Source organism: Pseudocolwellia agarivorans (assembly GCF_002000085.1).
GTDB classification, from domain to species: domain Bacteria; phylum Pseudomonadota; class Gammaproteobacteria; order Enterobacterales; family Alteromonadaceae; genus Pseudocolwellia; species Pseudocolwellia agarivorans.
Window position 1 is genome coordinate 163,492 of record NZ_MUZU01000010.1, and the last position, 25,400, is coordinate 188,891.

The 25,400-nt window shown below is 36.4% G+C and carries 22 protein-coding genes; 18 read left to right on the plus strand and 4 right to left on the minus strand.

Going from position 1 to position 25,400, the window contains the following annotated elements; all coding sequences use genetic code 11:
* The first annotated feature begins 93 nt into the window (after positions 1 to 93).
* The 12 genes from xdhA to B0X80_RS15545 all read left to right on the plus strand — a co-directional run bounded on the left by xdhA (position 94) and on the right by B0X80_RS15545 (position 13,417).
* The gene (xdhA, locus tag B0X80_RS15490; protein ID WP_077341886.1) at positions 94 to 1,602 is read left to right on the plus strand and encodes a xanthine dehydrogenase small subunit; all 1,509 of its coding nucleotides are present in this window, start codon (positions 94 to 96) and stop codon (positions 1,600 to 1,602) included.
* Entirely contained in the window at positions 1,595 to 3,994 is a 2,400-nt protein-coding gene (xdhB, locus tag B0X80_RS15495) for a xanthine dehydrogenase molybdopterin binding subunit (RefSeq protein WP_077341888.1), read from the plus strand. The genes xdhA and xdhB overlap by 8 nt, the downstream gene beginning before the upstream one ends.
* A gap of 67 nt (positions 3,995 to 4,061) precedes the next feature.
* Complete coding sequence (xdhC, locus tag B0X80_RS15500) at positions 4,062 to 4,925, plus strand: xanthine dehydrogenase accessory protein XdhC (RefSeq protein ID WP_077341890.1); 864 nt, start codon at positions 4,062 to 4,064, stop codon at positions 4,923 to 4,925.
* 9 nt (positions 4,926 to 4,934) lie between these two features.
* Positions 4,935 to 6,284 carry an allantoinase AllB gene (gene allB, locus B0X80_RS15505; RefSeq protein ID WP_077341892.1) on the plus strand — a complete coding sequence of 450 codons (1,350 nt, stop codon included), beginning with the start codon at positions 4,935 to 4,937 and terminating at the stop codon, positions 6,282 to 6,284.
* A 78-nt stretch (positions 6,285 to 6,362) separates the two neighbouring features.
* Complete coding sequence (gene alc / locus B0X80_RS15510; protein WP_077341894.1) at positions 6,363 to 7,490, plus strand: allantoicase; 1,128 nt, start codon at positions 6,363 to 6,365, stop codon at positions 7,488 to 7,490.
* The gene (uraD, locus tag B0X80_RS15515) at positions 7,483 to 8,022 is read left to right on the plus strand and encodes a 2-oxo-4-hydroxy-4-carboxy-5-ureidoimidazoline decarboxylase (protein ID WP_077341896.1); all 540 of its coding nucleotides are present in this window, start codon (positions 7,483 to 7,485) and stop codon (positions 8,020 to 8,022) included. The genes alc and uraD overlap by 8 nt, the downstream gene beginning before the upstream one ends.
* Positions 8,015 to 8,395, plus strand: coding sequence for a hydroxyisourate hydrolase (gene uraH, locus B0X80_RS15520; RefSeq protein ID WP_077341898.1), 381 nt, complete (start codon positions 8,015 to 8,017; stop codon positions 8,393 to 8,395). Before uraD ends, uraH begins: the two co-directional genes overlap by 8 nt.
* A 3-nt stretch (positions 8,396 to 8,398) precedes the next feature.
* Positions 8,399 to 8,938, plus strand: coding sequence for an ureidoglycolate lyase (locus B0X80_RS15525; protein ID WP_077341900.1), 540 nt, complete (start codon positions 8,399 to 8,401; stop codon positions 8,936 to 8,938).
* A gap of 9 nt (positions 8,939 to 8,947) precedes the next feature.
* Entirely contained in the window at positions 8,948 to 10,237 is a 1,290-nt protein-coding gene (guaD, locus tag B0X80_RS15530; RefSeq protein ID WP_077341902.1) for a guanine deaminase, read from the plus strand.
* Positions 10,238 to 10,280: 43 nt separating this feature from the next.
* Positions 10,281 to 11,483 (plus strand): urate hydroxylase PuuD, encoded by a 1,203-nt coding sequence (locus tag B0X80_RS15535; RefSeq protein ID WP_077341904.1) that lies wholly within the window; start codon positions 10,281 to 10,283, stop codon positions 11,481 to 11,483.
* Between the two features lie 143 nt (positions 11,484 to 11,626).
* Positions 11,627 to 12,256, plus strand: coding sequence for a TetR/AcrR family transcriptional regulator (locus B0X80_RS15540; RefSeq protein WP_077341906.1), 630 nt, complete (start codon positions 11,627 to 11,629; stop codon positions 12,254 to 12,256).
* 126 nt (positions 12,257 to 12,382) lie between these two features.
* Positions 12,383 to 13,417: a LacI family DNA-binding transcriptional regulator gene (locus tag B0X80_RS15545; protein ID WP_077341908.1), complete on the plus strand. Its 1,035-nt coding sequence runs from the start codon at positions 12,383 to 12,385 to the stop codon at positions 13,415 to 13,417.
* A 624-nt stretch (positions 13,418 to 14,041) separates the two neighbouring features.
* On the opposite strand, the gene B0X80_RS15550 is transcribed toward B0X80_RS15545, so the two are convergent.
* The 3 genes from B0X80_RS15550 to tal form a co-directional block, all read right to left on the minus strand.
* On the minus strand, positions 14,042 to 15,022 hold the full coding sequence (locus tag B0X80_RS15550; RefSeq protein WP_077341910.1) for an aldose epimerase family protein: 981 nt from the start codon (positions 15,020 to 15,022) through the stop codon (positions 14,042 to 14,044).
* A gap of 12 nt (positions 15,023 to 15,034) precedes the next feature.
* Positions 15,035 to 16,678: a glucose-6-phosphate isomerase gene (gene pgi, locus B0X80_RS15555; protein WP_077341912.1), complete on the minus strand. Its 1,644-nt coding sequence runs from the start codon at positions 16,676 to 16,678 to the stop codon at positions 15,035 to 15,037.
* Between the two features lie 229 nt (positions 16,679 to 16,907).
* Positions 16,908 to 17,846, minus strand: coding sequence for a transaldolase (gene tal, locus B0X80_RS15560; RefSeq protein WP_076419946.1), 939 nt, complete (start codon positions 17,844 to 17,846; stop codon positions 16,908 to 16,910).
* Positions 17,847 to 18,377: 531 nt separating this feature from the next.
* Between tal and B0X80_RS15565 the strand changes: the two genes are divergently transcribed.
* On the plus strand, positions 18,378 to 18,827 hold the full coding sequence (locus B0X80_RS15565) for a hypothetical protein (RefSeq protein ID WP_077341914.1): 450 nt from the start codon (positions 18,378 to 18,380) through the stop codon (positions 18,825 to 18,827).
* Between the two features lie 5 nt (positions 18,828 to 18,832).
* Positions 18,833 to 19,345, plus strand: coding sequence for a DUF4124 domain-containing protein (locus B0X80_RS15570; RefSeq protein WP_077341916.1), 513 nt, complete (start codon positions 18,833 to 18,835; stop codon positions 19,343 to 19,345).
* Between the two features lie 27 nt (positions 19,346 to 19,372).
* On the opposite strand, the gene B0X80_RS15575 is transcribed toward B0X80_RS15570, so the two are convergent.
* The gene (locus B0X80_RS15575) at positions 19,373 to 21,520 is read right to left on the minus strand and encodes a methyl-accepting chemotaxis protein (protein ID WP_077341918.1); all 2,148 of its coding nucleotides are present in this window, start codon (positions 21,518 to 21,520) and stop codon (positions 19,373 to 19,375) included.
* A 1,206-nt stretch (positions 21,521 to 22,726) separates the two neighbouring features.
* Between B0X80_RS15575 and B0X80_RS15580 the strand changes: the two genes are divergently transcribed.
* The 4 genes from B0X80_RS15580 (at position 22,727) to B0X80_RS15595 (ending at position 25,377) form a co-directional block, all read left to right on the plus strand.
* Positions 22,727 to 23,446, plus strand: coding sequence for an SIMPL domain-containing protein (locus B0X80_RS15580; protein ID WP_139345332.1), 720 nt, complete (start codon positions 22,727 to 22,729; stop codon positions 23,444 to 23,446).
* 95 nt (positions 23,447 to 23,541) lie between these two features.
* Positions 23,542 to 23,892, plus strand: coding sequence for a hypothetical protein (locus B0X80_RS15585; protein WP_077341922.1), 351 nt, complete (start codon positions 23,542 to 23,544; stop codon positions 23,890 to 23,892).
* Positions 23,893 to 23,916: 24 nt separating this feature from the next.
* Positions 23,917 to 24,372, plus strand: coding sequence for a GNAT family N-acetyltransferase (locus B0X80_RS15590; protein ID WP_077341923.1), 456 nt, complete (start codon positions 23,917 to 23,919; stop codon positions 24,370 to 24,372).
* A gap of 78 nt (positions 24,373 to 24,450) precedes the next feature.
* A complete protein-coding gene (locus B0X80_RS15595; protein WP_077341925.1) occupies positions 24,451 to 25,377 on the plus strand; it encodes an AAA family ATPase in 927 nt (308 codons plus the stop codon).
* The last annotated feature ends 23 nt before the right edge of the window (positions 25,378 to 25,400 follow it).

Genomic DNA, 25,400 nt, shown 5'->3' on the forward strand with positions numbered 1-25,400 from the left:
TAAAAGTTGACACTGCAGTCAGGTTTTTGCTTTACTATAGCTATAGTTTACGTAAATACGTTTAATCGGCTGGCACAATAATAGAGAATTCATATGGCAAATGGTGCGCTTCAATTTCTGCTCAATGATGAAATAGTTACACTTGATAACTTTGATCCTAATTTAACGGTACTTCAGTATTTAAGAAATATTGAAAACAAAACAGGCACCAAAGAAGGTTGCGCATCGGGCGATTGCGGTGCCTGTACTGTTGTTGTAGCTGAACTCTCTAATACGAGTACAGATTTAGCTTATAAATCGATAAATTCGTGTATAACATTTTTAGGTGCGATGCATGGTAAGCAACTTATTACAGTAGAGCACTTAAAACCTGCTAGCCAGCTTGATTCAAATGAAAAACTTCATAGCGTACAACAAAACATGGTTGATCATCATGCATCACAATGTGGCTTTTGTACGCCGGGTTTTGTTATGTCGTCGTTTGCGTTACACAAAAACAAGCAAAACCCTGATAGAGAAGAAGTGCTTGAAGCATTAGCTGGAAACTTATGTCGTTGTACAGGGTATCGCTCCATCATTGATGCCGCGATAGATCAAACCAACGATTGCGGTAATGATTCATTCGCACAAAATTATCAGCAAACGGTTGATAAACTTTCTGTATTAAACCAATTACCAGCAGTTCAAATTCAAAGTACAAATAAAAGCTATTTTGCGCCTAAAAGCAGCCAAGAACTATCTACTTATTTATTAGCTCATCCTAATGCAACTTTGGTAGCAGGCGGAACAGATTTAGCTTTATCAGTGACTCAACATTTATCCTCTATTAACGAGCTTGTGTATTTAGGTGAAGTTGAAGAGCTAAATGCAATCACTGTTGATGACGAGTTTATACACATTGGCTCTGCTGTTCCTTATCATAAATTTACGCACTTACTTGAAAAAGAATATTCAGACTTAGGCGATATGATTGAGCGCATTGGCTCAATGCAAATACGTAATAACGGTACGTTAGGGGGGAATATTGGTAACGCGTCACCAATAGGTGATATGCCTCCTGCCTTAATTTCATTGGGCTGCACTATGGAGTTACAATGTGGAGATAAAACTCGCACCGTTTTAGTAGAAGACTACTTTGTTGATTACAAAAAAACGATACTAGCACCATCAGAGTTTATTAAATCTATCAGCATACCTAGAGCGAATAAGCCTAAAGCTGAAGCGGCTTTAAAAGTGTATAAAATATCTAAACGTATCGATGATGATATTTCTGCAGTACTTGCTTCATTTTATATCGAATTAACAAACAACCAAGTTACTGCTATTCGCATAGCTTTTGGTGGTATGGCTGCTATTCCAAAACGCGCGCTAGCAACTGAGCAAGTATTATTAAATAACGCGTTTACGAAAGAGAACATTGATCGTGCTCAGCAAGCATTAACGCAAGACTATCAGCCAATGTCAGACGTAAGAGCGTCAGATGCTTACCGAATGCGTGTTGCACAAAACTTGTTAGAAAAATGCTTTATTGAACTTACACAAAGTTCGGCTTCTTCAACACCACATCAACTTATTGAAACGCGAGTTATTAATCATGCGTAATTTAACCAATGTACCAAAAGGTACCGATAAAAGCGTAGATGCTGCTACACAAGCTATAGAAATAGGTTTAGGTGGTGTAGGTAAACATAAAAAACATGAAAGTGCTGAAAAACACGTAAGTGGCGAAGCGCTTTATATTGACGACAAGCCAGAGTTACAAGGGCAGTTACACGCAGCCGTAGGGCAAAGTACTCATGCTCATGCAAACATTAAGTCACTTGATTTATCAGCCGTTAAAGCAGCTGAAGGCGTTATTGCCGTAATTACTGTGGAAGATGTACCGGGGCATACAGATATCGGCCCTGTATTTCCGGGTGATCCTGTTTTAGCGATAGGTAAGGTGGAATATGTTGGCCAACCTATTTTTGCTGTAGCGGCTACAAGCCATGATTTAGCGCGTAAAGCGGTTACCTTAGCAAAGATTGATTACGAACCACTTGAAGCCGTTTTAACGGTTAAACAAGCGTTAGAGCAGCAATCATTTGTTAGACCACCATTTACAATGCAACGTGGCGAGTCAGATGCTGCAATTGAAAAAGCTAAACATCAACTTAGTGGCGAAATTACCATAGGTGGGCAAGAGCATTTTTACCTTGAAGGGCAAGTCTCATCAGCAGAGCCTACCGAAGATGGCGGAATGGTGGTTTATTCATCTTCTCAACATCCGAGCGAAGTGCAAAAACTAGTCGCTGAAGTGTTAGCCATTCCTTTAAATCTTGTCGTTGTAGATACTCGCAGAATGGGAGGTGGCTTTGGTGGTAAAGAAACTCAAGCGGCACCTTGGGCATGTTTGGCGGCACTTTTAGCGAATAAAACAAAACGTCCGGTTAAATTTAAATTAAGCCGAATGGACGATATGATCATGACGGGAAAACGTCATCCATTTGAAAATAATTACACCGTAGGATTTAATGATAAGGGTGTAATCGAAGGCATTAATATTACCGTAAATGGTAATTGTGGTTATTCGCCTGATTTATCAGACGCCATTGTCGACCGAGCTATGTTTCATTCTGATAATGCTTATTATTTGAATGAAGCAAAAGTAACGGGTAACCGTTGCAGGCTAAATACAGTCTCGCATACAGCATTTAGAGGCTTTGGTGGTCCACAAGGTGTTATGACCATTGAAATGGTCATGGACGATATCGCAAGACACTTAGGTAAAGACCCTTTAACGATAAGAAAAGCAAATTTATACGGGAAGAACGAGCGTAACATTACTCATTATTATCAAACCGTAGAACATAATAAATTACCTGAATTAATGGACAGCTTAGAACAAAGTTCTGACTACCAAGCACGTCGTAAAAGTATTAACGATTTTAATAAACAAAGTCCTATTTTGAAAAAAGGCTTAGCCTTAACACCTGTTAAATTTGGTATTTCATTTACTGTTCAGCATCTAAATCAAGCAGGGGCTTTAGTTCATATTTATACCGATGGCACCATCCATTTAAATCATGGCGGTACCGAAATGGGTCAAGGCCTATTTACTAAAGTTGCTCAAATTGTAGCTGAAGAATTTCAAGTGAATGTTGATACTGTAGGTGTGTCAGCCACTCGAACCGACAAAGTACCGAATACGTCTCCTACAGCAGCATCTTCAGGAACCGACTTAAACGGTAAAGCGGCACAAGCGGCGGCAATTACGATTAAAAAACGGTTAATTAATTTCGCTTGCGAACATTACTTTATTGATGAATCAGGTGTTGTTTTTGACAATAACCAAGTTATTTTAAGTATGAACGACAAAGTTATGCATACGTTTAGCTTTGCTGAATTTGTTCAACAAGCTTATATGAACAGAGTTTCTTTATCGGCAACGGGTTATTACAAAACACCTAAAATACACTTTGATCGCTCAACAGGTAAAGGTCGACCATTCTTTTATTATTCAACGGGCGCATCAGTTTCAGAAGTATTGATTGATACATTAACTGGCGAATACAAAGTACTACGAGCCGATATTTTGCATGACGTTGGTCATTCATTAAACCCCGCAATTGATAGAGGCCAAATTGAAGGAGCCTTTATTCAAGGCATGGGTTGGTTAACTACCGAAGAATTGATGTGGAACGACCAAGGTCGATTACTTTCAAATAATCCGGCAACTTATAAAATTCCGGCAATTAGTGATACACCTGAAGACTTTAGAGTGGATTTAGTGCCTGACGATCCTAACCGAGAGCAAACTATTTATAACTCGAAAGCGGTAGGTGAGCCTCCATTTATGTTAGCTATTTCTGTGTGGTCTGCTTTAAAAGATGCCATTGCGAGTGTGGCTGATTACAAGTTAAGCCCTAAGCTAGATACACCTGCAACGCCTGAACGTGTGTTATGGGCGGTAGAGTCAATGAAAGCTCATAACAAAACCGATAAAACGGCATAGTTGTGTGTTTGTCTAATGATTTTGGTGCAGGTTTAGGAAAGGTAAATATGTTGATGGGTAAATATTGATGAATAAGCAAAATTGGAGTAGTGCAACCTACCAGCTTAACCAGCAAGGTAAAGCCTACGTAATGGTAACCTTAATAGGCATTACCGGCTCTACACCGCGTGATAGCGGCACTAAAATGGTGATCACTCATGATGAGTTTTTCGACACTATAGGTGGTGGTCATCTCGAATTCAAAGCGACAAAATTTGCCCATAAGTTATTAAAAAAAGGCGTGAATGCTCAACATATTGAACACTTTCAATTAGGTAGCCAACTAGGGCAATGCTGTGGTGGTACAGCAACCGTTTTATTCGAATGTTTTGCAGCTACAGGTATTAACATTATGTTATTTGGAGCCGGACATGTAGGCCAAGCACTTATGCCTATATTGTCAGCTTTACCGTGCCAAATTACGTGGGTAGACAGCAGAGCAGAACAATTTCCAGTGAATGCCGAAACCCTTAATAATACCCGCGTTATTGTGAGCGAAACACCAGAAGACGAAGTAGCAAATATGCCCGCGAATAGTTATTTCATCGTTATGACACATAATCACCAAATGGACTTTGATATCTCTCAAGCCATTTTGAAGCGTGGCGATTTTGCTTACCTTGGTTTAATTGCGTCTGACACTAAATGGCGTCGATTTAAACAAAGATACAAACACAGAGATATTGATGAAGCGTTAGTTGAACGTATGCATTGTCCAATCGGTTTACCTGACGTTACCGGTAAGTTACCTATGGAAGTTGCCGTATCGGTTGCGGGGCAAATTATCAGTTGTTACCAAGCCAACGAGCATCAAAATATAGTTCAAGACAAAGGAAGCCAGCAAGGTGTTCCTTTAAAAACGATTAAACAATTAGTTAGCGATATAAATTAGGATCAAGTTATGCACTTTGCGTTACAAAGTAAAAAAGTGATTGTTCAGGGGCAAATGAAGCCTGCATGTATTGAAATTAAAAATGAATTAGTGGTTGCTATTCATAACTATGATCATCCTTTAGATTGCCAAGTGATTGATCACGGTGATCTAGTTATTTTACCGGGATTAGTTGATTCACATGTGCATATTAACGAACCCGGTCGAACAGAGTGGGAAGGCTTTAACACAGCAACTCAAGCCGCTGCTGCAGGTGGAATAACCGCCTTAGTGGATATGCCATTAAACTGCATACCGGTAACAACCACTAAAGCGGCATTTGAAGAAAAGCTAGATGCGGTACACGACAAACTTTGGGTTGATTGTGGCTTTTGGGGCGGTGTTATTCCCGATAACATTGATCAACTTGATGATTTATTAAATGCTGGTGTATTAGGTGTTAAGTCTTTTTTAATTGATTCAGGTGTTGAAGAGTTTCCTAACGTACAAGCTAACGACATTCGCAAAGCACTGCCTATTTTAGCTAAACATAATGTGCCTTATCTTATTCATGCAGAGCTAGATTGTGGTTCGCATCCAGATCCTATTATCGGCGATAAATACAATAGCTTTTTAGCGTCTCGCCCTAAAAAATGGGAAAACGATGCGGTTGCTTTAATGGTTGATTTAGCAAAAGAAGCTAAGCAAAACGGCCACGACTGCAAGGTGCATATTGTACATTTGTCGTCTGATGAAGCCCTTGAAAGCATCAGCGAAGCTAAGCAAGCAGGATTACGCTTTACGGCTGAAACATGCCCGCATTATTTAACCATAGCGTCTGAAAATATTCCTGATGGCAAAACACTATTCAAATGTTGTCCGCCTATTCGAGAGAACACCAACCGTGAATCGTTATGGACAGCCGTAAAAGATGGTCGTATTAGCTTTATTGTGTCGGATCATTCACCTTGTACACCTCAATTAAAGCATATTGATACAGGCGATATTGAAAAAGCATGGGGAGGTATTTCAGCCTTACAGTTTGGTTTACCTCTTATATGGACCGAAGCCAAAAACAGAGGCTTTAGTTTAGTGGACATCGCTCGTTTAATGTCGCATGAAACTGCTAAATTTGCTGGGCTTGATCATTACAAAGGTCAAATTAAAGTTGGTTACCATGCTGACTTTGCCATATTTGACGAATCAAAAGTTTTCACTATTACCAATGAGATGATCAAACATAAACATAAAATAACCCCTTACGTAGGTAGAGAAGTTACCGGTGAAATTAAACAAACTTATGTGCGTGGGCAGCTTGTTTATAGCGACGACAGTTTTGTAAGTACACCTAAAGGGCAGGTACTACTGAAGCAAAAGTAGATACGGTTAAAGCATTCAATATAAATAGATTTTAAAAAATAGATAAACAACAAATTCAGCCATGAATTGGAGCAAATAATGATCGAGAACACACAACAACAAAATAAACTAACAGGTGAGAGTGCCGAGTTAGCTTTAAAACTTAAAACACACTATGTAGATTTAGCAAGCGAACGTGTTGGCGGTGAAACATTGTCGTGTAGTGACGATTTTTTTGCTGAAATGGAAAATCTACTTAAATCAGGTCGTGGCATCTTTATTGATGACAAATATACCGAACGTGGTAAATGGATGGATGGCTGGGAGTCGCGCCGCAGTTATGGTAGAGACAACGGGCGTGAATTTGACTGGTGTATTATCCGTTTAGGTATTCGTGGTGTTATCAAAGGTTTTGATATTGACACAAACTATTTTAGAGGTAATGCACCACAAACCGTTTCAGTTGAGGCGTGTGTAAGTGAAGTACAACCTAATGAGGATACCGTTTGGCATACAATTTTAGCTGAAAGTGCGGTAGAGCCACATAGCCAAAATATCTTTGAATTAACGCAAGCATCGGCTGGTGAGTTACTTGAAAAGTCATGGACTCATGTGCGATTAAATATGTTTCCTGATGGTGGCATAGCTCGTTTTCGTGTTTACGGTGAAGCTGATGTGAGCTGGGATGATTTTGTTGCAGGTGAACTTGTTGATTTAGCTTATATTAAAAATGGCGGTAAAGCCTTACTCGTAAGCGATATGTTTTTTAGCGATAAAAATAATCTGATTATGCCTGGTCGTGGTAAAGACATGGGCGATGGTTGGGAAACTAAACGTCGTCGCGATCCAGGGCCAGATTGGTCCATTGTAAAATTAGGCCAGTCGGGTACGGTAGAAAAAGTGATTATTGATACCTGCCATTTTAAAGGTAATTTCCCAGATAGCTTTAAGCTAGAAGGTACTATTACGATGGATGATGACTTTACGCAAAACAATGCGCGTTGGGAAACCATTATTGAGCAAACTAAACTGTACGCACACCGCGAGCACTTGTTTATCAATGAAATAATTAAACCATCAAATATATATACCCATGTACGTTTAAGTATTTACCCCGATGGCGGTATTTCACGTATGCGCGTATTTGGTAAAGGTTCTGAACTTGGAGCGGATCTAAATACTTTAGATGAAGCATTAGGTGGTGAGTTAGGTACAAACCATGAGTAATTCTTTAGCAATTGATACACTAAACGCCTTACCTGAAAATGATGCCCTACATGTGTTTATGCAGTGTTGTACATCGTCAAAATGGGTAGAACGAATGCTGAATTCTTTACCTGTTGCAGATAAAGCCCAGCTGGTAAACCTTGCAAACGAACATTGGAAAAACCTAACTGAAAAGGATTATTTAGAAGCCTTTGAAGGTCACCCTAAAATTGGTGATGTGAATTCGCTTCGAGCTAAATATGCCAATACCAAAGCCTTAGCCAGTGGTGAACAGAGCGCTGTTGATAATGCGAATGAAACAGTATTAACCCAGCTTGCGAAAGGTAATGATGATTATCTGCAAAAATTTGGTTTTATCTTTATTGTTTGTGCAACAGGAAAGTCAGCTGAAGAAATGCTGACGTTATTGCAACAGCGTTTACCTAATAATAGGCAAACAGAACTGGTAAATGCAGTTGAAGAACAACGTAAAATATTTCAAATACGAATAGACAAAATGTTAGAGCATCTTGAGGAAAGTAATAATGACTAGTACAAATTCAACTCCCGTGAGTCAAGGTGTTAGCCAAATAACCACTCATGTATTAGATACTTCTCGAGGTTTACCTGCTAAAGGTCTTCCTATTACTTTGTTTCAACAGGATGAAGACTCTGTATGGCATTCATTAGCGAATGGAGTAACTAATGATGATGGGCGTATTGCAGGGCTATTAGATCCTGAACTCGTATTGCCTGCGGGTTTATATCGTATGCATTTTGATACTAAAACTTATTTTGATTCTATAGATGAAAAAGGCTTTTATCCGTATGTAGACATTGTATTTGAATTAGACGCAAGCGGTGATCATTATCACATTCCATTACTGCTCACAGCGTACGGCTATTCAACTTACCGAGGCAGTTAATCAATGACCACCGATGTAATTTTAGTAAAACCTAAACCGTTAACAAAACAAAGCTTTTTGCCTTTTGGTGATGTGATAGAAGTTGATGAGTCAAATCAGCATTTTACGATAAACGATGGTTTTACAGAGCGTTATCATGATTTAGCTAACATTGATGTAGAAACCAATAACGGCAGAACACTCGTTAATATATTCAGAGCAACACCATTAGCTCAGCCTATTACAATCAATATGATGGAAAGGCATCCATTATCAAGCCAAGCTTTTATGCCATTAAGTCAACAACCTTATTTGGTTGTTGTTGCTCCTGCTGGCGATTTTAATATTGATGAATTACACGTGTTTTTGGCAACAGCTAATCAAGGTGTTAATTATCACAAAGGTACTTGGCATCATTACTGTTTGGCATTAAACGAAGTGTCAGACTTTTTAGTTGTAGATCGTGGTGGTGTAGGAGATAACTGTGATGTTATTTCACTAGATCCATTAAAAAATGATGCCGTTAAGCATTCGTTAGTTATTTCTTTAGAAAAGAACAATTAAGGTAAAACCATGTTAAAAGTTTATCGAGGTGAGTTATTACACTTCTTAGCCGATCCCTCTAAAGTTAAGTTAGAAGACAGCTACGAATATTTTCCAGACGCCTTACTCATCATTAAAAATGGCTTGGTTGATACCGTAGGACATGCTCATGATTTATTATCTACATTGCCTTTCGGTACTGAAATTATTCACTATACCGATGGTTTAATGATGCCGGGGTTTATTGATACTCATGTTCATTACCCACAAACAGAAATGATCGCCTCTTACGGTGAGCAGTTATTAGAGTGGCTTGAAAACTACACCTTTCCCGCTGAACGACAATTTAGTGATGAAGCGCATGGTAAAAAAGTTGCTGAGTTTTTTCTTTCTCAGATGCTTGATGCAGGAACAACTACTGCTTTAGTTTTTGGCACTGTACACAAAGCTTCTGTTGATGCCTTTTTTAGTATTGCAGAACAAAAAAACCTTCGTATGATTTGTGGCAAAGTCTTGATGGATCGTAATTGCCCTGATTATTTGTCTGATACCGCAGAGAGTGGTTACACTGATAGTAAAGCTTTAATTGAAAAATGGCATAACAGAGGTCGGCTTCAATACGCAATAACTCCACGGTTTGCACCTACGTGTTCAACAGAACAATTGAATGAAGCAGGGCGTTTACTTAACGAATACCCTAGCGTTTATTTACATACACATTTGTCTGAAAATAAAAATGAAATTGAATGGGTAAAGTCATTATTCCCAGACAGTGAAAACTACCTAGACGTTTACGATAAAAGTAACTTACTCGGCAGGCGCAGCGTTTTTGCACACGGTGTACATTTACATGACGATGAATGTCAGCGTTTATCTGATACTGAATCAGCTATCGCATTTTGTCCAAGCTCAAACTTATTTTTAGGTAGTGGTTTATTCAATTTAAAACAAGCTGAAGAATTTAACGTTAACGTGGGGTTAGGTTCAGACATTGGCGCAGGTACAACTTTTTCTATGTTAAGCACCTTAAACGAAGGTTACAAAACGCAGCAATTACGTGGCGATAAACTTAGCCCGTATAAATCGTTTTATCTCGCTACTTTAGGTGGTGCAATCGCATTAGATTTAGAAGGCACCATAGGTAACTTTGTAAAAGGTGCAGAAGCCGACTTTATTGTAATAGACACAAAAGCTACACCATTAATGGAAAGACGAATGCAGCATTGCAAAACACTAACAGAAGAATTGTTTATTTTAAGTATGTTAGGCGACGAACGTCACGTAATAGCAACACACATAATGGGTGAACGAGTATGTTAATTTTTACACCACATGTTTTACTCTATTTAAGAGGAAATAGTTAATGGATCCTTATATTACGGAATGGCTGAATTTAATTATTCGTTTCGCCCATTTAATTACAGGGATAGCGTGGATAGGCGCATCTTTTTATTTTGTATGGTTAGATAATCACTTACAAAATCCACCTGAGTGGAAAAAAGAAAAAGGTATCTCTGGCGATTTATGGGCCATTCATGGCGGTGGCTTTTACGAAGTGGCTAAATACAAATTAGCACCAGAACAAATGCCAACAACATTACATTGGTTTAAGTGGGAAGCCTACACTACATGGTTAACGGGATTTTTATTACTTTCATTAATGTTTTACGTAGGTGCTGATTCATACCTTATTGATAAAAATGTGGCGGATATTAACCAAACCCAAGCAATATTATTAGGTTTAGGCTCTATCGTTATAGGCGTAGGTAGTTACGAAATATTAGTAAGAACCAAACTTAAAGATCATAGCTTAATACTTGGTGCTATTCTTATTGTTTTAGCCACCGCTTTATCTTATGGATTAACGCAAATATTTAGTGCTAGAGGCGCTTACATGCATATGGGCGCGATTATCGGCACTATTATGGCGGGTAATGTGTTTTTCGGTATTATGCCTTCACAACGTGCTTTGGTTAAAGCGGTTGAAGAGGGTAGAAAACCTGACGCTAAATATGGGCTAAACGCCAAGTTACGTTCAACACATAATACATACGTTACGCTACCTATATTATTTATTATGATCTCTAATCATTACCCTATGACCTACAACCATAGCGCTAATTGGTTAGTACTTATGGCTATTGTGTTAATTACAGCAGCAATAAGACAATACTTTGTATTAAGACATTTTGGTAAACAAAAACCAATGATTTTTGTGGGCGCTATCGTGGCTGTTATTGCCTTAGCTTACGCGATTGCACCTAAAAAAATGGAATTTACAGAAGAACAAAAAAGCACTCAAATATCAGATGCGACAATTACTCAAATAATTGAAAAACGTTGTTCTAGCTGTCATTCAGCATCACCGACAGATGATATTTTTAAAGTAGCACAAGCTGGCGTCAGTTTAGATAACATTACAGCTATAAAACAGTGGTTGCCTCGTATTAAAGCGAGAGTGGTTGACAGTAAAGACATGCCGTTTATGAATAAAACTCAGATGACAGATGAAGAAAGACAGCAACTTGCTTTATGGATTGAGCAAAGCAAATTAATAACACAGTAGAAGTTGTAACGCGTTGGTTTTAATTACATATATTAAATTTAAATCAACGCAATATGTGATATGGAATCGCTTATGTTGTATATTAAGTATTAGACAAAATAGTGAAGAATCTTAATATAAACGTAAAAATAAAGGGGAGTTAAGTGACAGATAAAAAAGCAGTTGATGGAAGCATAAGAAAAAAAAATAAAGCCATTATTTTAAATGCCGCTAAAAATGAATTTGTTGAACATGGTTTTCAAGGCGCATCTATTAAGCGTATTGCTGAAAGAGCAAATATTCCAAGAGCAAACATACATTACTATTTTGAAGACAAAACTGATATTTATAGCCAATTACTCGATAGTATTCTTGATATTTGGAACACTCATTACGACACCTTAAATGCTCAAGATGATCCTAAAACCGCGTTAACTGCTTATATTCGCTCTAAGGTTATGTATTCGAAAGAAGATCCCGATGCATCTAAAATATTTGCCAGCGAAATTATTCATGGCGCTCCGGTTTTAAACAGCTATCTTTCAGGTGTGTTCAAAACATGGGTTCAAGAAAAAGTAGAAGTTATTGAGTCGTGGATCACAAGTAAACAAATCGACCCGATAAACCCATATCATCTACTGTTTCTTATTTGGGGAGCTACACAGCATTATGCTGATTTTAATGTGCAAGTTGCTGCTGCCATGGATAAAACTGAAATATCATCTCAAGATTTTGACGAGGTTGTTGATTCATTAACTGCAATTATTTTAAAAGGCGTTGGTATAAGCGCTTAATATACCTTTGATACACCAGATGTTTTTGCTAAAATTTGTTTTTAAATATAATGTTAGCGCGAGAAAATACGTTAGTGCATATTAATAGCGCTAAACACATCGGTAAATATTAGGTAAATTATAAAAATGGCAAAGCCTAAAAGAGCAAGGATCCAAGACGTCGCAGAAAGAGCAGGCGTATCAAACATGACAGTATCTAGAGTGCTTAATGAAGACTCTAAAGTCAGTGATGCTAAAAGAGCGTTAGTACTTGATGCAGTTAAAGCTTTAAATTACCGACCTAATGTTTCAGCAAGACGATTAGCCAGTAATAAATCATTCTTTTTAGGTTTACTCTACCTTGATACGCGTAATGCTTACGTGAGTAAATTTTTATTCCAAGCATTAAAAAGCAGTAGAGCAAAAGGTTATCACATAGTAGCTGATGGTATAGATGACAACGGTGAAACAGCGCTACATTCTATACAAGAACTTATTGATGTAACTCAAGTAGATGGCGTAATACTTTTACCCCCTGTGTGTGATATGCCAGAAGTGTTGAATTTACTACAAGCGTCTAAAGTTCCTTTTGTACGTATAGCGCCAGACAGTCAACTGACCTTGTCGCCCTATATTTGTATTGACGACTATCAAGCGGCTTTTAATATAACTGAATTATTAATTAAAAAAGGCCATACAAAAATTGGTCATATTATTGGTAATGCACCTGAAGGGGTAAGTCGTTTACGTTATCAAGGCTATTTAGATGCGCTAAGATCAAATCAAATTAACGTACCACCAGAATATATTGAACAAGGTGATTTCAGTTACGACTCAGGCGTTATTGCTGCCAGAAAAATGCTGGCGTTAGAAGATAAACCCACAGCAATATTTACCAGTAACGATGAAATGGCAGCTGCCGCAATTTCTGTTGCACATATTAATGGCATTGCCGTACCTGAAGAACTTTCTATTGTAGGTTTTGATGATACGCCATTAGCAACAACAATTTCTCCTCACTTAACTACTATCAGACAACCTATCCAAGAAATGGCAGAACTTGCTATTACCATTTTAACGTCGGGTAAGTTTTCAGATTTATCTAAAGCGAATAGCCACGATTTTAGAAACGTTTTAGGTTTTGATGTGATTGAAAGAAACTCTGTTACACAATTAAAATAGGGTGTTGATCTTTCAGGATTAAAATTTGTTCAATCTAGGGAGATAACGTCTTTTAAAACACAAGATCAACCACAGAGTACACAGAGGGACTACGTCCTACACCGAGAAAAGATTAGTAAAGAAAAGGGTTTTGACCTTCTCCGTGTTCTTCTCTGTGTGTGCGAAGCACAGCTCTGTGTCCTCGGTGGTAAAATTTTTTTAGAAAACCTTGTCAGCTAATTACACGAATTCCCCTAATTAAAAGATCAACCACAGAGAGTACTAGGGGCTCCGTTCTTCACCGAGAAGACTTTTTCTTTTTTTAATCATTCGTGAAATTAGCGTAATTCGTTAATAACGTCTTTTAAAACAAAAGATTAACCACAGAGAACACAGAGGGACTAGGTTCTAAACCAAGGAACGATTAATAAAGAAAAAAGGTTTTATTGTTTTGTTCTTCTCTGTGTGTGTGAAGCACAGCTCTGTGTCCTCGGTGGTAAAATTTTTTTAGAAAACCTTGTCAGCTAATTACACGAATTCCCCTAATTAAAAGATCAACCACAGAGAGCACGAGGGGCTACGTTCTTCACCGAGAAAAGATTAAGTAAATAATTTCTCTGTGCTCTCAGTGGTAAAGTTTTTAAACTAAGCTTTCACCAAGGCGTAAACAATTTTAAAGCTTAACGGTGTTTCAGGTCCGGTTAACTCAAAAGGGAAATGTGGTTTATTTGGGCTATCAGGAAAGAACTGAGGCTCTAAACATATGCCTTGAAATGAGTTGAAAGGCGCTTCTAAATAACGCCCCGTATACACTTGAACACCCGGTAAATTAGATGAAACATGTAATGCTAATGTATTATCAGGGCTGGTTAAAACACCTTGTTTATTTAACACGTTTTCTGCGTGTGATTTATATCCGTGATCATCAATAATAAAGTTATGATCTAAATCGTCTAAGCCTACACCTAAATTTAACGCTCGTGTTTCTCTAAAATCAAAGGCTGTTCCTTCAACAGAAGCAATCTCACCTGTCGGTACATTTACCTCATCAGTAGGAGTGTAGTTCGATGCATTAACTTGCAATGAATGGGCTTGAGCCGATTGTTCAGCGCCCATTAAATTAAAGTATGGATGCGATGTTGGCCCAATAGCCGTTAGTTGCTCACTCGTCATTTTACCTGAGATAACTAAAGCACCATCATTGGTTAATTCATAGTTAATTTCAGCACTAATAGGGCCAGGGTAGCCATTAAAACCATCATCTAAATAACACGTAAGTGTCAATACTTGATCACTTTTACTGCTTACTTGCCAAAATAATTCACCAAAAGCTTTAGAACCACCATGTAATTGGTTTTTACCTTCGTTAGCTGCAAGGTGATATTTTGTATCGTTTGCAGTAAAAGATGCACCGCCAATTCTATTGGCATAAGGCCCAACAATAGCACCTAAAAAAGCATTATCGTCGAGGTATTTTGTAGGATCAGAAAACCCAAGAACAATATTACGAGTTTCACCTTTTACAATGGTATTCCATTGGGTAATTCTAGCGCCATAATTACAAAGGGTTATTTCGTCACCTTGAGTATTTGATAACTTAAATGTTTCTACTGTATTTGTTGTCATGCGTTTTCTAACCTATTCCTTAGATGATTTATAAAAATCTAATAAACCATGAGTAGAACTATCTAAATTATCACTTAATTTATCTGCCGATAATTCAGCTAATACTTTGTTAGCAAGTCCTTTACCTAATTCAACACCCCATTGGTCGAACGAACAAATTTGCAATAAAATACCTTGTACAAATATTTTGTGTTCGTATAACGCAATTAAACTTCCTAGCGTTTTTGGTGTTAATTTTTGCATTAATATAGTGTTAGAAGGGCGGTTACCCTTATGTACTTTATGCGGGGCTACTTTGTCAATTTCTTCTGCCGACATGCCTTTAGCTGTTAATTCTTCACGTACTTGCTCTTCAGTAACACCTTGCATTAAAGCTTGAGTTTGAGCAAAAAAGTTAGACATTAAAATATCGTGATGATTGTTTACTGGGATCAAGCTTTCTACAGAGCCAATAAAATCAGCAGGAACAATTGTATTACCTTGATGTAAATATTGATAAAAAGCATGTTGTCCGTTTATGCCTATTTCGCCCCAAATTGCTGGTACAGTCGTATAAGTGATTTCTTCGCCTTCCCAAGAAACTGATTTACCGTTACTTTCCATTTCGGCCTGTTGTAAATAAGCAGGTAAGCGATGTAATGATTGGTCGTAAGGTAGAATAACCTGAGATTGCGAGCCTAAGAATGTAGTATTCCATACACTTAACATAGCCATAATAACAGGTGCATTTTTTTCTAAAGGCGTATTACAAAAGTGAGCATCAATTTCGTATGCGCCTTCAAGTAATTCAACAAAATTATCAAAGCCTAAATCAATAGCAATCGGTAAGCCTATAGTCGACCATAAAGAAAAACGGCCGCCAACCCAATCCCACATATCAAATATGTTTTCTTCGTTAATACCAAAGGCTGTTGCTTTTTCTTTGTTTGAAGATACCGCAACAAAATGTTGTGCAATCACGTTTTTGTCAAATGCAGCAGCAACTAACCATTCCATTGCGGTTGTCGCATTTGTCATGGTTTCAGAGGTGGTAAATGTTTTACTTGAAACAATAAATAGCGTTGTTTCTGGATTTAGAGGGCGTAATACATTGGCAATTTGAGTACCGTCTACGTTTGACACGTAATGCATCTGAATATCTTTAGAGCCGTATTCAGTTAAAGCCTCAGTTACCATTTCAGGACCAAGATTAGAACCACCCACACCAATGCTTACAACGTCAGTAATGCATTCGCCTGAATAGCCTAGCCATTCGCCATAACGCACTTTATCGCTAAAAGCTTTAACGTGATTCAACGCTTTTTGAACATCTTCGTTTACATTTTTACCATCTACTAATATAGGTGTATTGCAGCGGTTACGTAATGCGGTATGTAAAACTGCTCTGCTTTCAGTTTTGTTAATACGTTCACCAGAAAACATTTTATTGCGCCATTCTTCAATATCACATGCCTTAACTAAATCTAGAAGTAGGCTAAACGTTTCATCAGACATTAAATTTTTAGAGTAATCAAATAAAAACGCTGGTGTTTTTATTGAATACTTAGAGAAACGTTCACTATCGTTAGCAAATAAATCAACCATATGTTGTTGTTTCATTTCTTCTGCGTGCGAGATGAGTTTTTGCCAGCTTGGGAGTGATGTTCTTGAAGTCATATTGAGTTCCTGTTATTGCAACTAACGCTAATAAATATCAATAATTAAAGAATTAACACATGAATATTAAGTGTGTATTGCAATCATTGAAATAAAATTAGGGAAGTAAGCCTATTAAACGTGTTTACAGTGATAATATTTATTTTGTTTATGTTTTAAAGTAGATAGGTATTTAAAGCATAAACAAAATAAAACCTATTACGCAAAACGTAATAGGTTAGATGTGTAGTTACTTAATTAAATCAGCAACTAGGTCTTCTAAAATGCGTTGATCAACAGCAAATTTACGAATACCTTCAGATAGTTTTTCAGATGCCATAGCGTCTTCGTTATGTTGCCAAGCAAATGTTGCTTCCGTTAATGGAACAATTTCGCTTTGCGATTTAACTTCAATACCGTCTGTAGACAGTTTAGTTTCTAAAGTACCTTCAGTATTTTGTAATTCAGTTAATAAAGCTGGAGATACCGTAAGCAAGTCACAACCTGCTAATTCAATGATCTCACCTGTATTTCTGAAGCTTGCGCCCATTACTACTGTGTTATATCCGTAAGTTTTATAGTAGTTATAAATACCTGTAACAGAAATAACGCCTGGATCTTCCGCACCAACAAAGTCTTTACCTTCGCTTGCTTTGTACCAATCTAAAATACGGCCTACAAATGGAGAAATTAAAGTCACGTTAGCTTCTGCACATGCAATGGCTTGAGCTTTACTGAATAATAGAGTTAAGTTACAAGCAATACCTTCTTTTTCTAATTGCTCAGCGGCTTTAATGCCTTGCCATGTAGAGGCTAATTTAATTAAAACACGTTCTTTAGCAATACCAGCTTCAGCATATAAAGCAATTAACTTACGGCCTTTTTCAATACTTGCTTGTGTATCGAACGACAAACGAGCATCTACTTCACTCGAAATACGACCTGGGATTATTTTTAAAATTTCACAACCAAAATTAACAATTAATTGATCACAAACGTCATCAATATTGCTACCTGCTTTTGCAATCGCATCGTCTATAAGACTTTTATATTGTGGTAATTTAGCTGCTTGTAAAATTAAAGAAGGGTTAGTTGTCGCATCTACAGGGTTCAAGGCTTTAATTGAATCAACATCGCCACTGTCTGCAACAACGGTAGTTACTTTTTTTAATTGCTCTAATAAATTCATGGGAACTCTATCTTATTTGATTATTCTGAATGCATTACGTTGTAATTCATCAGTAATACCAATTGAATTAATAAATTCATTATTTCAGTTGTAAATTGGTGAATTCATTCTTTCAATTGCTATAGTTAAGGCATAGCTGATTAGAGCTATAACCCGCGAAAATAATGAACATATATTATTGCTAATATTTTATGTATAGCAAAGACTTATTTGAACTATTTAACAATGTTTTTTTATATCAAATTTAAAAGGGCAAAGTCGTGGGAAGAATGAACAATTTTAGTGTGTTTTTATCATTTTAGTAATGTTATGAATTTAAACATGGTACTAATATTAGGTTTTGTATAAATAGTGAACTATTCAATTGTTTGTTGTTTTTTGTATGTTTTAATTATTTGCTCTATTTATTTAGTTTGTTATGGAATATCCCTATTTAATACGGATAATTACTTGTATTCACTAAAAGGGTAAAATATTATTCTGTGATTTTCGTCAGTATATTCAAATATCTCACTCATTAAAGGACTTAAAGTGCGCCAATACTTAAATAACAATGAATTAAAAGAGCCTAGTTTTCTTGAAACCAAACTTCCCGTTTTATTTTTAATTGTAAATTTATTCGTTTTTCAAATTATATTTCACATTTCAACAGCAACATTAACGTCAGTTGCCGCCAAGCAAAATTTATTATCGTTTGAAGGATTAACAGAATTTACCTTCGACATGTGGTTTGTTGTTATTTTATTCTCGATTGGGTTATTTAGTTACAGTAAAATAAAAAAACAAACCGAGTTATTATTGGTTATTTTTATTACCATTCCTAGCATCATAGTGTTGCTTTCGTTGGTACGTAATGTATCGTCAATTATTGTATTGGTTTTAGTGGGAGTTATATCTTTTCTTATCTGCCGTTTTAATTATCAAAAGCTTTCAGCTAAATATTTAGAAGATGCAGCAAACGCTAACCAAGGCCAGTATTAATTGTTATGAAACAGTTTTTGTATTTAATCATATGCATTGTTATTTTGAGCTTAGGCAGTTTATTTGTATTAAAAAAGCCTAACGGACAACCTTGGTTAAACTTATCTGATTTTTATAATCATCAAAGCGTTACACAAAAAGTAACGAATTTTAAAGATACAGTAGTTAATAAAACGAATTCGTTATTAAATCAAGAGAGTAACTTATTAAATAGTGGTGAAGATCCGACTATTTATAAATGGCAAGACGAGCAGGGCATTTGGCATTACTCAGACAAAAAAGTTGAGAATGCCAAAGCTTGGGAAAAACCAGAAAATCTAACCATAATTCCAGCCATTCAACCAATAGATAAAAACGAATACAAACGTGTTAAACCTAGCGGTAATAACGAAAATGAAACCTTAGTACCGCCACAATCAAATAAAATAAAAGACTTAATCAATAACGCAAATAATGTTCAAAATATAATGGATAACAGAACAAAAAATATTGATGAGCAACTAAAACAAATACAATGAATCATCTCAAAAATGTATTCATTGCTCTTATCTAGCATTGCTCACTTTAAATGTACCTACTAATTGCTGTAATTTATTAGCGGTTGTATCAACCATACCAGAACTAGCTGCCAGCCCTAGTATAGATTGTTCCATTTGTTGGGTTACTTCCGTTACGGTACGAGCCGTTTCTCCATTGCGCGCACTATTTTGTTCAATAATGCTAATCGTATCAAACATGTTTTCTACAATGTTGTGTAACTCTTGATTTCCGCTAGAGGCAGCTTCTGTCAATTTTAAGCTTTGGTCTACATCTTTAACGCCCGATTCCATAAAGTTTACCGCTGTTTGCGTTTCTGTTTGAAGACCTTGGATCATGTCTTTTATATTCTGTGCAGCATCAGCTGTACGACTAGCTAAACTACGTACTTCATCAGCAACTACTGAAAAACCTCTACCATGTTCACCAGCTCTAGCTGCCTCTATGGCAGCATTTAGGGCAAGTAAATTAGTTTGATTGGTGATATCGGTTATTACATTAATAATATTACCAATTTCACTCATTCGAGCATCAATAGATTGTACAGATTGAGCCGTTGTATCAACAATATCACGAATAGCATGAGTACCTGAACGCGCATCTTCGTAATCTTGTTTAGCTTTCTCAGTCACATTTACCATGCTTAATTTCATTTCTTCAGCAGTGTCTGATGCTCGTAAAATAACCTCGCGTTGACTCTCGATTAAGTTTTGCATATGTAGCATAGATTCATGTACTTGATGTGAACTATTATGTGCTTCTTCATTTTTGTGTAGCATCTGTTCGTTGGTTTCTTTAACGTTATTCGATGCATGAATAACATGACCAACAATGCCGTCTAAATTATCAATAAAGCTATTTATCCAACGACTCATATCACCAGTTTCATCGTGTTTAATATACTTAGGATCAAGGCGTTGCGTTAAATTACCTTCACCTTCAGCAATTGTTCTTAATACTTGCGTCATTTTATTTAGGCGTTTAGAAACTTTATTGGTACCACACATAGAAAAAATATAGCCGCTTAATAGTGCAGATAATCCTGTAATGGTATTAACTAGAACGGTTGAAAAATCGGTATAAGCAGACAAAACTCCATGAATAGTCACAATACTCGTTACCATGAGTAAATAGAGTTTCATTAAGCCTAAATTAATTGAACGTCGTCGGTAAACTTCTTCTAAATCGCCTTCACACATCATGCCCCAGGTATCAGGAGAACCGTGCAATTGAAAGGTAACGCCTTTTCCTATAACGGGAATATGACGATAGTCTGAATAGCCGGGGTAAGTTACAAATAAATTGTTCCCATTTTTAATGGTTTCTCTAATACCAGGATGTAGTTCTTGTGTTGAAGGATCAATAAATCTAATTTCTAATTCAGTATGTCGTTTAATTTTAACTGTACCAAACCCTGTATTAATACCAGACTTTAAATTTTCACCATGGCTAAAAGTGTTATCTTCAAAGCGAGATCGTGACAATGCAGTGCCCTGTTTAATATTAGGGTCAAACACTGAATTGACCATAAACAAGTAGTTGTCGCCAGACTCTGCGTAAATATGCCCAGCTTCACGTTGTATCAAATCACCTAAAACATCGTTGGGTACTCGGCCACCAATAAAACCTATAACTTCATCGTGTTCAATAATAGGTAAATAAAACATTAAGGTAACTTCATCATGAAATTGTGAGCTAGAAGGTCCAATTGCTAAGGTGAGGGGATCCACATAAGGCCCATGTAAAAAAGGTTTTGTTGTTATTTTTGTGAGTACGTCTTCTTGATTGTGGCGATCGCCAATCCTTTTTAAATAACTACTTGCAATAACATTATTTGTGGCATCTAAAATAAAAATTTCAGAAAAATCAGGTGCTACTTGTTGTTTTTGCAACAGCAAGTCTTGGTTGGATTCAAGTGCTTGTACGTTAATTAAGCTACTTAGAGAATTTAAATGCTCCCATTGATTATTTGTCCACATTTGAAGAAGCTTAACGCGAGTAGATGCTATACCTTCAAATGTTTGTTCTACTGCTGAATATGTACTTTTATTTATAAAACAAGACCAACCTAATGCTAACTTACCATTTGTACCGAACCAAGGTAACCAACGTTTTTCTTTTTGTGATAATTGCATTAATTGACTTTTCAATGACATATTATTTCCTTTCACATGGTGCAATCTAGATTGCTTTTTATAATATTTAATTTCTAACTAACCAAAATGAAGCAAAAATAATACCTATATTCTCATTTAGCTAGATACATTTGTGTTTAAAAAAAAGATATACAATTGTTTCAAGTGTTTGTTTCACTTTTTCTATGAATATTTTCAGGTATTTACCTTGTTAACTTAATAAATAATAGTTTTATTAACCATAAGGTAAAGGCTGGTTGCACTGCATTGGGTTGCGTTGAGTTTTGAACGCTCTTTTGTGGTGCGATTGTGGGTGTGGGACTTTATTTTATAAAAATATTGTATTTATCATATATGCAACAAGTAGTTAACTAGTAAAGCCATGTTGTAACTACTTAAAATGTTGTATTAGTGAGTATCAAAATGTGATTGGCGATATTGACGAGAGCCGTAAAAATGTAGATAAACTGTTTGATGAAATTTACCGTGTAAATCAACCTAAAATACATAATTGGCAACTCAGTTTAATAAAATAAATTGTTATATAGCTATTAAGCGCTTTTCTAGGGATCCGTTTAAATGCTTCTTGCTCATTGTTGTAATGAATTTAAACATGAAATGTCAAAGCCTCTAGCTTCATTAAGAGTAAATTTTCTCAATGAGCGGAGACATAATTAAAAGTAAAGAACAGCATAAAAATAAATAAACCAAAACCATAAAAGCGACATGTTTTAACGGGTCATGAGGTTTAGGTATTCCTGATAAATCTTTGAGTCTTGAATAATACTGGGCTGATAGTATTCCCACTAAACAAAATAGATATATGCCAAGCATAGCTAATACTAAATGACTATTTATGCGTATTAGTAATGGAACTGAAAATGGCAATACAATAACAGCACACATACAAAAAAAATAAAGCCTTAATATAGATGCATTCGAAAACCACCTAAATTTATAGGCTAAGTATTTTGGTAAATATTCCATATGTTTTTACCTTGTATTGTCTTTTTCAGCTTGTATACATTGAAAATATAGGCTTGAACTTAATGTTAATAGGTATATCTCTACAATTCCCGACAAACTCATCTAAAAGTAATGACCAATATAGCCATTAAAATGCAAGTGGTAACGGGTATATACTCAAGTGACTTGAGTATATAATACTGCTTGTCTTTTTTAGCATCTTAATTATGTGTTGTTATCGTAATGTTTAAGGAGAGTTTTGTGCAACCAAATAGCAAAATAAGTGCGTTAATATTAGGCGTTTTCATTTTTATTGGTTTATCTGCGTTAGGTTACTTATTGGGTAATGCGGCTATTGAATATAAACAGTACGAGCGTAGCGTAACAGTTAAAGGATTGTCTGAGCGTGAATATGAAGCCGACATTGTTATATGGCCAATACAATTCAGTACAGCGGGTAATAATTTAGAATCACTTTATAACGCGATTGAACAAAATACTGTAAAAATTAGAACATTTCTTGAAAGTTACGATATTAGTTTAGACGAAATATCCTTTTCATCTCCAGCGATAATAGATAAATCAGCTCAACTTTATAACAATAATCTTAAACCCGAGTTTCGTTATTCAGCTTCTCAAACCGTAACCGTATATTCTAAAAACGTACAAGCTGTTCGTAAAATAATGGGAAAACTATCAGAACTTGGCAAACAAGGTATTGTATTTACGGGAGCAAATTATCAAGCGCGCACTGAATACATGTTTACTCGATTAAACGAAGTTAAGCCTGAAATGATTGAAGAAGCGACACGTAAGGCGAGGGAAGTCGCCACAAAATTTGCGTCTGACTCTCAAAGTAAATTAGGTAAAATTAAAAGAGCGTCACAAGGTCGATTTAGTATAAGTGCACGCGATACAAATAACCCTCATATCAAAAAGGTTAGAGTGGTATCTACGGTTGAGTATTACTTGTCTGATTAAAAACTTTTTACTTTACCTAAAGATCTATTTCATTACAGGAATGGATCTCTTGAGTTTTTATCTCAAGTTAAGTACCTAAATTATTCAGGAACCCTATGAACTTTCAATCATTATCAGACCAGCAAATTTTTGATATAGCTGATCCTATTATGGATAACTTAATGGCTGCGTCTACCGAAATAAACCATACAAAACATGTTCTGCACTTTACAGAACGGATGAAAGGTATAGTTACACCTGCTTATCTTCAATCGGTTTGTGAACATTACCAAAATGAAAAAGGTGTATTTCGTGACAGAACACCTGTAGCTGTATTTAAAAGACCAAATGCAGCAGCCATTATTTGGAAGCAAACCTTCAGTAAAGCGGAAGGTGAGTTTGTAGCTGAAATGCTGTTGGTTTATGAAAATGGCCAATACCTTGTTGATCACGTAATGGTGTTTTAGTTTGTAAGCGAAGGAAAGAAAAGTATGCAACTCGTACAACCTCTTAACAAACATTTGATAGAAATGATGAGTTGGTTTTCTAATGAAAAAGACCTTACGGACTGGGCTGGCCCTAACTTTAGCTTTCCTTATAACAACACCTCTTTTGTTGATGATTTACAGCTTAATGATTTAAGTTCTTTTTCTCTTGTATCGAACGACTCTGATTTTTTAGCTTTTGGGCAATATTACCTGCGTTTAGGTAAATGTCATTTAGCTCGACTTATTGTAAATCCTAATTTTAGGGGGAAAGGTTTAGCAAAAGAGTTAATCAATCGTCTTTGTGAGTTAGGTCTTCAAGAATTAAACGTTACTCAATGTTCACTGTTTGTGTTCTCTCATAATGAAATAGCATTAAACACTTATAAGAAAATTGGTTTCGTTATTGCGAACTATCCATCTGAATTAACACTAAAAAATTGCTTATATATGGTTAAATAAGTTTTTTCGTTTGAGCTCAGCACTTATATACGGTAAGTTGACTGCACTTCAATAATCTAAAAATATGTCGTAGGGATTATGCAGCATTTACTATCTACTATTGTTCAACAAGTTGGTTCTATTGTTATCGGAAAAGAGCCTCAAATTCGCTTAGCCTTAGCGTGTTTATTTGCCAAAGGTCATATTCTTATCGAAGACTTGCCGGGTACGGGTAAAACTACCTTAGCTCAGGCGCTTTCTAAAACCTTGGGTTTGTCTTACCAGCGCACACAATTCACGAGCGACATGTTACCGTCAGATGTTGTGGGTATTTCAATATTCGATACTGCTGAAAATAAGTTCACCTTACATAAAGGGCCTATTTTTAATCAGGTTGTGCTGGCCGATGAAATTAACCGAGCTAGCCCTAAAACACAAAGTGCATTGCTTGAAGCGATGGAAAGTGCACAAGTCAGTATAGACGGAACAACTTATCCGTTAACAGAACCCTTTTTTGTAATTGCTACACAAAACCCTTTATTTCATTCAGGAACTTACCCGTTACCTGAGTCGCAATTAGATCGTTTTACCATGCGAATTTCATTGGGCTTTCCGAGTATAGAGGCCGAAAAGCGCATACTCAGTAATAGCAACAACAAGCACGACATTACTAACTTAGCTGCTTGCATAAGCCCTGAACAACTTATTGATATTCAAAAAAGTGTAGAAGACATTCACGTATCTGACGCTATTTTAGAATACGTTATAGCCTTGTGTCGTATATCTCGTAACGGTTTAGGTAATGTAAATCCATTATCGCCAAGAGCAGGTAAAGCACTGTTAGCGTCAGCTAAAGCTTGGGCGTTTATTGATAATCGAGATCATGTTTTACCGCAAGACATTCAAGCCGTTTTTGAAGCCGTTTGCGAACATCGTTTAGACACCAGCGGTACAATTTCTATGAGCAACGAAATAAGCGCAGCAAAAAATATACTGCAGCAAGTTGACCCAACTAACCCATTGTAAATAGTTCGCTGTAATCAATTTTT